The organism is Nitrospira sp. BLG_2, assembly GCF_049222245.1.
In genome coordinates this window covers 1-11,624 of record NZ_JBLYIG010000543.1, presented here as the reverse complement: position 1 = coordinate 11,624, position 11,624 = coordinate 1, and the positions used below count along the sequence as shown (strand labels likewise).

The window sequence follows — 11,624 nt, the reverse complement described above, 5'->3', positions numbered from 1 at the left end:
GGTCGATTCCGGGGGTGTGCCATGCCTGAAATCGGGTTTCGGCGACAGACCCAGTGTAGCCGTGACGTACAAGACCCCGAATGATGACAGGTCCGGTGCCATACCGATGGCGAATGCCAGCCCGAAACTCGATCGGCTCTTCCGCCGAACGCAATCGAACCCCGAGACCATGTGATACGAAGTCCATCAGTGCTCGTCGCGAAAGCGCAGTGACGATACTCTATCACGGCGCATGGTCGCTCTATAGCGACAATAATTGGGGTTCAAAGGATATGAATATCCGATACGGACTGCTTATGACGAGGATACAAACTGCAGAGGCAGAGGCCGGTCAGTAGGAAGAGTTGGACCGTGGTTATGTAGCCCGTCGTCTCCTAACAAATGCTCCGATTCTAGCGGAAATGATTGATGGTAGGGAGAGTATGGAGAAGGCAATCACGCCGAGCGGCAAGAGATTGCCGGGCCCTTGGGTGAACAGCAGCCAGAAAAACTGGCCACAAAAGGGAAGGGCGCCCCATCGCCACGGCTTGTGCGGTTCGGCAAAGCCAAGTAGGGCGGAAGCAAAGCAGATCACCGGTATCCCAAGCTGATAATACAAGGCGGAGTCAAAGGCCTCTCTCTTTCCGGAAACCATGGAGATGCCCGCCCACATCACTATTCCAATCGTGACAGCCGTTCCGTAGAGCCAATAGGTGCGTTTCATGGGAAACCGTTCGTCATGTGAAGCCGCCGCTGAAGCAGTCTCTTCGAGTGTACTCCGTCTTAATGCAATCGCGAACGGTCATACATTTTTAGGCCTGAGGTATTGTCTGAACAATGTAGAAGCGGTGATTTCAAGGAAGCACCATAACGAAATTGGGCTTCGGCGAGAAATCGAACGTGACTGGTCGCTGCTGTAGCTGTAGATGGCGTGACATGTCGAGTACGCTTCCTCAAGTCAGCGGAAGAGCATCTCACAGGCGGATTCTGTGACTCGTTCCATCGCTGTGAGTTGGCGTCGAATACTCTGATCTTCGGCTCGTGCAAATTTAGCCAATTTCACTAATTCGTGATGCTGCAGCGTCTTCGCCTCTCCGGTTTCGATCAAATCGAGAGCACTCTCCAGCACGTCCAACATCACGCCGTTAGAAGATTGGACTAAGGCGCGAGCGGCCTCATCACGATCGGGGTCACGGCGGTGGCCCGGCATATCGAGATGGGTGTCGAACAACAGCCCTCGTAGGACATTCCACGTCGCATGTTTGCCAAAATTCCGTCCTTCGAACGCCATTAAGCAGAAGTCCCACAGCAGGTCGACGCGCGGGTCGAGGAATCGATACTCAGCCTCTAACGACGACCCGTTGAGCCGGCCTTCTTCTCGTAACCGTTTTTCGATCGGCGTCCCCACGTACGGCAAGGTCCGACAAAATCCCGCCACGGCCCAACCTTCTTCGGTGAATGTTCGAAGGAATTTCATGTTGTTGCGCGCCGTCTGCAGGGTGGACCAAGGTTCAAGCAGCATAAAACCGAAATCGAAGCTCATGTCTAAATCACGCAGAATCCGTCCTGCACGAAGATGGACGTCCGGCTTCAGATGTTTGTTGAGCGCCGCAAGACTCGTTTCATCTCCGCCTTCAACGCCCATATAGACGTGGCATAACCCCGCGCCGACCAAAGGCGTCAAGAGATCTGCGCGAATCTCATCCGATCGGCAGGCAATCTTCCAGCGCATCTCTTGCTCCAACCCGCGACGAACAACTTCGTCGGCCACTGCTTTCGCCCAGGCCTTGGCTTCAGTTCCACCGGCCAGAAAGTCGTCATCCTGAAACAGAATCAGCTTGGCGCCACGGTCTCGTACCAAATGTTCCACTTCATCCACGATCTTGACCGGCTTACGGCGACGACGACCTGTCGTCCCGTTCGCCTCATAGAAAGTGATGATGGAGCAGAAGGAACATTTCCATGGGCATCCGCGCGATGCAAGAACCGATGCCGTGGGCAGATCTTGTTGCCGATAGTCGATGTCACGGCGATCTGGCTCAGGAAAGTCATCGATGTGGGTGCGACCCTGCCGAGGCGGATTGAGTACAGGTTTGCCTTGATCCAACAAGGCAATGCCGGGGACTTGCCGCCACAGGGACGGATGGTCGAGGTGCTCAACAATCTCAAGCAAGGTATCTTCGCCCTCAAAGCGGACTACAGAGTCGAGTTCCGGAATGTATCGGAGCAATTCGGCCGGTTCGAAGGAGGCATAGTGTCCACCGATGGTGATATGGGCCTGCACACCGGCCATTCGCAACCCGCGGATGATCGTCGCGAATTGCGGCACCATGTATTGGAAGATCAGAGAAAACCCTACGACATCAGGTCGTTCGGTTTGAATGACGCGTAGTAAAGGTCCCGGATCGTGGCCGAATGCGACGATCCGGGTGTGATGGCCCTGTTGCAGTAACCGGCTGGAGAGGTATCGAATTCCGAGATTATCCTGGTCTTCATACCCGACCAGCAGCACATGTCGTCCCATCGTACTTATTTCCGGGGTTTAGTTTTTTTGGCCAGTGCCTCCAGGGTTTTCAGTACGGCCTGGCCACGCAGCAATGTCGCCTTGGTCCCTGCAATGGTGCGCTTGAGATCGGTCTGCTTCATTTTCCTCGCCGCACCGAGCAGACCTTCGAACGCATCGAAGTCCGTAACGGTTCCGCCACGCACCACATCGAGCGACTCGCTGATCAACTTCAGCCTGATGATGTCTTCGGGCGAGGGATCGCCTTTATCGATGAATTTGCCTAGATCATATGCTCGGATAACTTCGATCAGTTTCTTGAAAATGTCGATCCCGGATTTGACCGGCACGACGTATCCGGCCAGCAGAAAACTGCTGCTGTTCTGTGCAACCGTGAAGAATGGAGACGTCGAATTGGCTATGCCAGTCACCCCTCCGCCAGGTGTAATGTCATCATCATTTTCCTCGAAGTAACCGGCGGCATCTCCACCATACACCAGCTGTTGCCATGAGGAGAAATCAAGCAACGGGTCTCCCATGTTGCGCTGCAGATGGTCTTTCGCGTGAATCGTTGCCGCGCCCCACTGAGTTCGGACGATGTGATCGTCGCCATCACCCGGCCACGCGATCGGTGTACCTCCCGGACCGTTGACGAAGGTGCTGCCTGGCCCATCAATGGGTGTGGGATTGATCGGGCCGGTCCCGACCCAGTGGGCATCCACGACTACGCGGGCCATCCCGCCAGTCCCAGTGGGGGGAATGCCGTAAAAGGCTGCAGCAGGCCACTCCGACCAATTTGTGGGATGATTGAAAGTCCAGCGGACTTTCCGTTTTCCGGTGATGCGGCGACCGGTATCCCAATACAGAAACGATCGCGACACTCCGTCGGCATCCGGCAGGGAAGGAGGCGCTGTCTGTTCAACCGTCGTGCCGGCAGCCGTCACTGTGACATCGAGCGATCCGAATGCGCTGAGATCAGCCCCTTCGCGAAATAGCTTTCCCTTCGTCGTAAAATGCCCCATACACTCTCCTCCCTTTCAGGGTTAGAACGCTCATGTTTCGGCATACCTTCAGCAACTTGAAGGTCTATCGTTCGCCTCACAAAAATAGATGCCCAAGCATTCCGGTTACTGAACTCAAATCGTCACAGAGCCGCCTGTTTATGTGTTCAGCGAGTGAAAACCAAGAAGCATTTCTTCAAAAAATAGCTGAGAGTGAGCATCTCATGTTTGAGATCACGGGAGTTGAAGAAATGTGTATCTATGCCAATAGGTCACAATGGCTAGGGCTTACGGGACGTAACAAAGGAATTTCATTTTGATTTAGGAGAATGGATATCTGAACCAGACGCTCGGAATACGGGAAAAGGGTCAGCAACCTGTCTTGAAAATCACGCAGGGTGACAGACCTTTTTTCAGGCATGCCAAAGCAGGTTATGTCTCAAGTCTGGTTGAGACAGACAGCGGCTACCTCAGTTGCCTGCCTCCACCCATTGCGCATGTGCCCGGCGTATTGAGTCCAGCGGTTCAGTCGAACGTCAGCTGCTTTCAAAGCTTCGACCCCTCCTCATTTGTCTGTCGACGTTCATACCCACTTCCGTTGGACGGTCCCCCCTCTAAGAGAAGCCAGAACCGTTCCGATCCGTTGATACAATCTGCCTCCAGACCGTTAGGTAGCGATTTCATCCAATGGTGTGAGACCGAACGCTTGGAAAGGTCAGTGAGCCCATACTCGCGGTCATGAAACATGGGAACCATTTCTCGATGTCGCTTCTCCAGGCCGCTGAGTCGGCACAACAGTTGATCCCATGAACAATTCGGGACCGCAATGGGCGCATAACACGTCCGCCGCTTCTGTGAATGGCGCGCTGGCCGACAGCGGCTTGACTTGTCTCCTCATCCTCGCTCGATTCCATGACCTTCCCGCCGATGGGTCGCAGCTGCGGCATCAGTTTGCACAGTCCGGACAAGTTTGTTCTGATGCCGAGCTTCTCCGTGCGGCCCAACATCTTGGATTGAAGGCCGGGCTACTCCAGACCACATGGAGCAAACTCCAAGGGACACCGCTGCCTGCCATGGCGAAGCGGACTGATGGCGGCTATGTCGTCCTGGCGAAGGTTGAAGAAGAGAAGATACTGATCCAGGATCCGGTCGAAGCACGGCCGCTGGTCCTCTCTCGTGAGCAATTCGAAGCGATGTGGAGCGGGGCACTGCTGCTCTTCGCCAAACGAGCCCCTGTCCGTCTGCGAGATCTCCAATTCGACTTCACATGGTTCGTTCCGGCGATCGTGAAATATCGTAAACTTTTCGGCGAAGTGCTGATCGCGTCGTTCTTTCTTCAACTCTTTGCCTTATTGACGCCGCTCTTTACACAGGTCGTCATAGACAAAGTACTCGTACACAAAGGATTCACGACGCTCCATGTGTTGGCGATCGGTATGATTACGCTGGCGATCTTCGAAGCGATTGTAGGCGGGCTCCGGATCTATTTGTTTTCGCATACGACCAATCGGATCGATGTCAGCCTGGGCTCCCAACTTTTCCGGCATATCCTGGCGCTTCCCATGTCCTATTTTGAAGCCCGACGTGTCGGCGATACAGTTGCCCGCGTACGTGAGTTGGAACAGATCCGTCAATTCTTGACCAGTCATTCCGTGACCGTGGTGTTGGACGTCGTGTTCACCGCCGTTTTCTTGACGGTCATGTGGTTGTACAGTCCCATGCTTTCGCTCGTCGTCATGGCTTCGCTTCCGGTCTATGCGCTGCTGTCGATCGCCATTACTCCGGCAATCCGGGCGCGCTTGCATGAAAAGTTCAACCGGGGCGCTGAAAACCAAGCCTTCTTAGTCGAAGTGGTCAATGGGATCCAAACTGTCAAGGCCATGGCAGTAGAACCTCCGTTTGTGAGGAGATGGGAAGAACAACTGGCCGGCTATGTGCGAGCGAGTTTTCGCGCGACGAGCATGATGATGATAGCCGGTCAATCCGCGACCTGTGTCCAAAAAGTGGCCACCGTCGCAGTGCTGTGGTTGGGTGCCTATCGTGTGATCGATGGAGATCTGAGTATAGGTCAATTGATCGCATTCAACATGCTGGCGGCGCAAGTGACAGGGCCGATTCTACGACTGGTGAATCTCTGGCAGGAATTTCAACAAGTGGGTATCTCGATGCAACGGCTTGGCGATGTACTCAACACTCAGCCCGAACCGTCGTATAACCCGAATCGAACGACGTTGTCTCGGGTCATGGGGCAGGTACGATTCCAAGAAGTCACGTTTCGGTACCGGCCTGATGGGCCGGAAGTCATGAAGAAGATGTCATTTTCCGTGGAGCCGGGGCACACGATCGGTATTGTCGGGCGTTCGGGATCTGGGAAAAGCACCATTGCCAAATTGCTGCAGCGTCTCTATGTGCCGGAACGGGGACGCATTTTGGTCGATGGAATGGATTTAGCGCAGGTCGATCCTGCATGGCTGCGCAGACAAGTGGGAGTCGTGCTCCAAGAAAATGTCCTGTTTAACGGCTCGGTCCGAAACAACATCGCGCTGACCGATCCCGGTTTGGCGATGGAACCGGTAATCCAGGCTGCGAAAATGGCCGGGGCCCATGAGTTCATCCTGGAATTGGCGGAAGGTTACGACACGCTGATCGGAGAGCACGGATGTACGCTTTCAGGCGGGCAGCGTCAGCGGATCGCTATTGCGCGGGCCTTGGTCGCGAATCCTCGCATTCTGATTTTCGATGAGGCGACCAGTGCGTTGGATTACGAATCCGAAGCGGTGATCCAGCGGAACATGGCGCAGATCTGTAAGGGACGTACGGTTTTTATCATTGCACATCGATTGAGCACGGTGCGGCCTGCGCATCGCATCTATGTCGTCGACAAAGGAGAGATCGTCGAGGACGGATCGCATGATGAACTCCTTCGTCTTGACGGTTTCTATGCGCGATTACACGTGCATCAACTGGGCAAGGGATAAGAGGACCCTCAAAATGGCGTTCGGGGCGCTCGGCAGACATTGGGCGATGTGGAGAGCCGCGTGGCAGGCCGAATCGAATCGACCGGGCGGTTCCACTGGTTCCACCGGACAAGCCACGGAATTCCTACCGGCGGTGCTAGAAATTCAGCAGATCCCTCCGTCTCCAGTCGGCCGAGCGCTTCTCTGGACGATCTTGGCTGCCTTCACTGCGGCAGGATTGTGGGCCACGTTTGGGTGGATCGACATTGTGGCCACGGCGCAAGGCAAGATCATTCCCAGCGGCTACTCGAAGATTATCCAGCCGTATGAAGCAGCGGTCATTGCATCGATCCAGGTGCAGGATGGGCAAGTCGTGAGGCAGGGTGATGTGCTGATCGAACTCGATTCGACCCTTAACCGAGCCGATTACGATAGGGCGTTCAATGAATATCGGGCGGCGAAAGTGGACGCGGCAAGATTGAGGGCGTTGATCAAGGGCCGGGCCACTTTTGAAGCACCCGCCGACGCAGAGGCGGCTTACGCCGTGCTGCAACAACAATTGCTGCGGGACCAGCTGGCCGAATATCACGCCAAGGTTGCAGCGGCGCAGCATCTTGCGGATCAGCGTCTCGCAGCTGTTGAGCAAACCAGAGAAGATATTCTCCGTTTGGAAGCCACAGTGCCGATGGAGGTCGAACGAGTCGAGGTCTATAAAAGATTGCTCGAACATGAGGCAGTGAGCAGGATGGATTTTCTGCAAGCAGAAGAGCGGCGGATCGACAAGGTACAGGAACTCGCCGGCCAAAAGAAGAAACTCCAACAAGATCGGGCCGCGCTCGCGGAGGCCAACAAGCACTTTCGAGCCATGGCGTCGGAGTTTCAACAGATGAAACAGGCGGAACTGTCCGCTCTAGAAACCAAAACTGCCTCCCTCGCACAAGAAGTCACCAAGGCGGGCCAAAGGGCCGGTTTACAGCGGCTGACCTCGCCGATCGACGGTGTGGTGCAGCAGTTAGCCGTGCATACCGTCGGTGGCGTCGTCACACCGGCGCAGCAGCTGCTCATTGTCGTGCCCCAAGAGCATCCAGTGGAAGTGGAGGCACAAGTCCAAAATAAAGATGTGGGGTTTGTGCAGGATGGACAGCCGGTGGAGATCAAAGTCGAAACGTTTCAGTTCACGTTGTACGGCACGATTCCTGGTCATGTGGTCACGGTGTCCGATGATGCGGCTCCTCTCGAAAAGATAGGCCTCGTCTACCCGACCAGAGTCAGTATGGATCGGTCCACGATTCAGGTCGAAGGCAAGCAGGTGAAACTTTCGCCTGGAATGGCGGTCACTGTTGAAATCAAGACCGGTCAGCGCCGTATCATCGAATATCTATTGAGCCCTTTGCTTAAATCCATGAAAGAAAGTCTGAGGGAGCGGTAACGGCTGTCTCATCGCCGGCGCTGCTTCGGCTCCGTCTGCTTGCCGTCCCCATGTTCGAACCGGAGCTGACGGAGGCCGATATTTCAACCGGAGGGTCCGGTAGCCAGGCTTTGTCCCGGACACTTCAGCCGCTCAATCTTACCTTGAAATGAGCGCTGGCAGCTGTAGGGTTCACTTTCCCGGCCGATCGAATCATGAGCCTAGAGTCCGCATTACCTTGACTTGATCTGGCCATTCACTCAGACTCTCAGCATGTACGATCAATCTGAACGGGATCTCTTACGCATGCTGGCCGATCGGGCGGGGATTGCTGCCGACTACTACGATATCGCCGGAACGTGCCATGTGACGACAGACGAAACGCGACGGGCCATCTTGGCTGCTATGAATCTGCGGGTTGCGAATCGAGAGGAACTCATTACGGAGTTAGAGGCATGGGATAATCGTTGGTGGCTGCGGGGCTGCGAACCTGTCCATGTATTGCGATTGGGACGGGACGCAGGTGTCTGGTCATGGCATGGGCCGTGTGAGAGCTCCGATGATTCGGATCTTTACGTTAAGTGGTCACTCTGTGCGGAGAATGGAGAAACGCAATTTGAGCGAACGGAGGGGCCGGGCCTCAGAGTCGAAGAGACTCGTACGATTCAGGGATGCAGGTTTATCCGTGTAACTTTGGCGTTTCCACAAGACCTGCCGCTTGGTTATTACTCAGTCAAAGCCCACGCAAAGGGAGGAGGCACGAATACGGAATCCGCGTTCCGCCTCATCGTCGCGCCGGAACGTTGTTACATTCCTGAAGACCTTCAGCAGGGTGTTCGATGGTGGGGCGTGGCCTTGCAGCTCTATTCATTGCGGAGCCATCACAATTGGGGAGTCGGCGACTTTCGAGATCTGGGAGCCGTCATCGAATGGATAGGAAAACGTCTTGGCGCCGCGGTGATCGGGCTAAACCCCCTCCACGCGCTCAAGAATGCCAAACCCTATCATATTAGTCCCTATTCACCCACCAGCCGCCTGTTTTTGAACGACTTGTATATCGATGTTACTCAGGTTCCGGAGTGTTGGACGAGCTCGGATGTGCAAGGCCGGCTTGCCGATCCACTATTCCGCGCAAGGATCGAAGCGGCTCGGCAATGCGAATTCGTGGATTACGACGCGGTGAAGTTGACGAAACGCGAGATCCTCGGTCTGTGCTATCGGACATTTCTGCGGGACAACTTCGAAGGTGCCGAGCCTGAGTTGAAACCCAAGACCGATCGGGGGAAAAGTTTTCTTCACTTCACGGAGCAGAAGGGGGAATCCCTAGAGCATTACGCGTTATTTCAGGCTCTGGAGGAAGAGCGACAGTCCGCACCCTCGGCTTCGATAATCTGGGAAGACTGGCCGGCGCCTTACCGCACACGGAGTTCGGACGCTCTGGAAGAGTTTCGGCGCCGGCAGATGCCGCGTGTACGATTCTTTCAATATCTGCAATGGCTGGCCGCTGCACAGCTGCTCGAGGCTGTGAAGAAGACGCACCAGGCCGGTATGCCGATCGGCTTGTACCATGACTTTGCTTTGGGAAGCGAGCGCTATGGTGCCGATGGATGGCTGAATCAAGAAGTATTGGCGTTCAAGGCCGATTGCGGTGCACCTCCTGATGCGCTTGGCCCTGAGGGGCAGAATTGGGGAATTTCTCCACTCGATCCATTGCGTCTGCGCGCAAGCGGGTACCGGTACTTTATTGAATTGCTCAAAAATAATCTCTGCTATGGAGGGGCAATACGGATCGATCATGTCATGGCACTCTTTCGATTGTTTTGGATCCCCCGTGGTCTCCCACCCGCGATGGGAACGTACGTGCATTATCGGGATGACGAATTGCTGGCGATCGTGGCGTTGGAAAGCGTGCGCGCGAAGGCAGTGGTGATCGGCGAAGATCTAGGAACCGTTCCCGATTGGGTGCGTGATCGACTCGGAACAGTCGGAGTTTTATCATACCGCGTCTTCTATTTTGAGCGAGAACACTCGGGAGCTTGGAAGCTTCCGGCTCACTATCCCGCTCAATCCCTCGCCGTCGTCACAACCCATGATCTTCCAACATTGAGCGGGTATTGGGAGGGGGTGGATATCGAAACTCGGTCCGCGCTTGGCCTCTTCCCGTCGGAGAAGGCTCGAAATGCAATGTGGTCGGAGCGGCATCGAGAAAAATCCGGAATTCTCGCTGCATTGAAGTCGGAAGGACTCCTGCCCTCAGGGGTACCCGATGATCCGACCCATGTGCCGATGATGACGACCGAGTTGATGGAAGGTATTCATCAATATCTGGCTCGCTCTCCCGCGGCCATCGTATTGGCCAATATCGAAGATGTCATCGGAGCCCGATGCCAGGCCAATCTCCCAGGGACGGTGGATCAGCATCCGAATTGGTGCCGAAAGTTGAATCTGACGGTGGAGGACTTAGCCCAAGACGTCAGATTTGAACGACTCGCCTCTCTGTTGCGTTTGACCCGTCCTCTTGTGTAAGTACTGCCGTGAAGGAAGCCACTCGTTATCGATATTCTCGATTCAGAGGTTGTGATCCTCGACCAGGCGCAGCGGGTGGATGACTATCATGACCCATCGTGACCGCCTCGTGCTGGCCATCGCGGCCGCCTGTTTTCTCATCATCCTGATCATTGAAGAATTCTCCCCGGTCAATGTCGTCGGCGCGTATGGATACGTGTTGCCGATCTTGTTGGTGACCACCCTTCGGAATAGAACCATCATGTTGGTGACGGTGCTGGCCTGTATCGTGGCCACCTATTCAGGACTACTCCAACCGACAAAGCCGGGCCGGTTTCAATCAGCGGTCATCAATCGGAGCGTCGTGGTCGGCGTGTTGCTGTTGGTGGCGTATCTAGGTGTAAGCTGGGAAGAGCGGAAGGCGCGAGAAGAAGCGGCGAGAGCGGCATTGGCCAGAGAAACCGAGAATTTGCTCAAAGCCAACACGCAACTGGTCCAGGCGAAAGATCGGCTGAACCGGTCGGAACGGTTGGCTGCAGTGGGACAACTCGTGGCGTCGGTGGCGCATGAGGTGGGCACACCGCTTCACTCGATCGCATGGCATGTCCAGGCTCTTGCCGAGGAGCCTGGAGCGACGCCGGAGATGAGAAAGCGGGTGACCATCATCGATGATCAGCTCACGCGAGTGGTTCGAATCATTCAGGATTTGCTGTCCTCAACCAGGCCGCGCCAGCCTGAGCCGCAATGGCTTCCTGTCGAGGAAGTGGTCCGCCCCTCTGCGGTTCTGATGGAACCGGCTTTCCATGAGAAAGGGATCACTCTAATTGTCGACATTTCCAAGGACCTTCCTTTGGTTTGGGCGGACAAGGAAAAAATTCATCAGGCATTGGTAAACGTCCTGACCAATGCGCTTGCCGCAACACCTGCACAAGGGAAAGTGACCGTCATGGCAGGAAGTCGAGAGGCGTCGTCAGCGGAACTGGACCGCAGTCGGCTGGTTGCAGACGGCATGTCTCCGCTAGTGGTTACGATCGAGGTGCAGGATACAGGATGCGGTATGCCGGAGGAAGACGCACAGAAAGCCTTTGAGCCATTTTTTACGACTAAGGCGATTGGCAAGGGAACCGGCTTGGGACTATTCTTGAGCCGAGAGTCGGTGGTGGCTCATGGAGGCGGGTTGGCGATGACGAGTGCGGTCGGGCATGGCACGACCGTGACGATGACGTTGCCGGCCATGCGAAGCGAATCTATTCATACGACGGAGGAGACGT

At 55.3% G+C, this 11,624-nt stretch carries 7 protein-coding genes; 4 read left to right on the top strand and 3 right to left on the bottom strand.

The genetic code is table 11. The features are described from left to right. Window positions 1-355: 355 nt before the first annotated feature. From ACOSYY_RS14570 to ACOSYY_RS14560, 3 genes are all read right to left on the bottom strand, one after another. Window positions 356-703, bottom strand: a complete 348-nt coding sequence (locus ACOSYY_RS14570) for a hypothetical protein (RefSeq protein ID WP_421663253.1) — start codon at window positions 701-703, stop codon at window positions 356-358. A gap of 234 nt (window positions 704-937) precedes the next feature. Further along, a complete protein-coding gene (locus tag ACOSYY_RS14565) occupies window positions 938-2,503 on the bottom strand; it encodes a B12-binding domain-containing radical SAM protein (protein WP_421663252.1) in 1,566 nt (521 codons plus the stop codon). A 5-nt stretch (window positions 2,504-2,508) separates the two neighbouring features. Further along, window positions 2,509-3,504: a hypothetical protein gene (locus ACOSYY_RS14560; RefSeq protein ID WP_421663251.1), complete on the bottom strand. Its 996-nt coding sequence runs from the start codon at window positions 3,502-3,504 to the stop codon at window positions 2,509-2,511. Between the two features lie 785 nt (window positions 3,505-4,289). On the opposite strand from ACOSYY_RS14560, the gene ACOSYY_RS14555 reads away from it, so the two are divergent. The 4 genes from ACOSYY_RS14555 to ACOSYY_RS14540 form a co-directional block, all read left to right on the top strand. After that, the gene (locus ACOSYY_RS14555; RefSeq protein WP_421663249.1) at window positions 4,290-6,461 is read left to right on the top strand and encodes a type I secretion system permease/ATPase; all 2,172 of its coding nucleotides are present in this window, start codon (window positions 4,290-4,292) and stop codon (window positions 6,459-6,461) included. Beyond that, window positions 6,394-7,869: an HlyD family type I secretion periplasmic adaptor subunit gene (locus tag ACOSYY_RS14550; RefSeq protein WP_421663247.1), complete on the top strand. Its 1,476-nt coding sequence runs from the start codon at window positions 6,394-6,396 to the stop codon at window positions 7,867-7,869. The genes ACOSYY_RS14555 and ACOSYY_RS14550 overlap by 68 nt, the downstream gene beginning before the upstream one ends. Before the next feature lie 252 nt (window positions 7,870-8,121). Then, window positions 8,122-10,374, top strand: a complete 2,253-nt coding sequence (malQ, locus tag ACOSYY_RS14545; RefSeq protein ID WP_421663245.1) for a 4-alpha-glucanotransferase — start codon at window positions 8,122-8,124, stop codon at window positions 10,372-10,374. A gap of 88 nt (window positions 10,375-10,462) precedes the next feature. Continuing rightward, window positions 10,463-11,624: sensor histidine kinase (locus tag ACOSYY_RS14540; protein ID WP_421663243.1), on the top strand; the 1,162-nt coding region annotated here is incomplete at its 3' end.

Coding starts and splice junctions, on each gene's coding strand:
- ACOSYY_RS14550 (WP_421663247.1), top strand. CDS start 6,394: ATGATGAACTCCTTCGTCTTGACGGTTTCTATGCGCGATTACACGTGC.
- ACOSYY_RS14555 (WP_421663249.1), top strand. CDS start 4,290: ATGAACAATTCGGGACCGCAATGGGCGCATAACACGTCCGCCGCTTCT.
- malQ (WP_421663245.1), top strand. CDS start 8,122: ATGTACGATCAATCTGAACGGGATCTCTTACGCATGCTGGCCGATCGG.
- ACOSYY_RS14565 (WP_421663252.1), bottom strand. CDS start 2,503: ATGGGACGACATGTGCTGCTGGTCGGGTATGAAGACCAGGATAATCTC.
- ACOSYY_RS14570 (WP_421663253.1), bottom strand. CDS start 703: ATGAAACGCACCTATTGGCTCTACGGAACGGCTGTCACGATTGGAATA.
- ACOSYY_RS14560 (WP_421663251.1), bottom strand. CDS start 3,504: ATGGGGCATTTTACGACGAAGGGAAAGCTATTTCGCGAAGGGGCTGAT.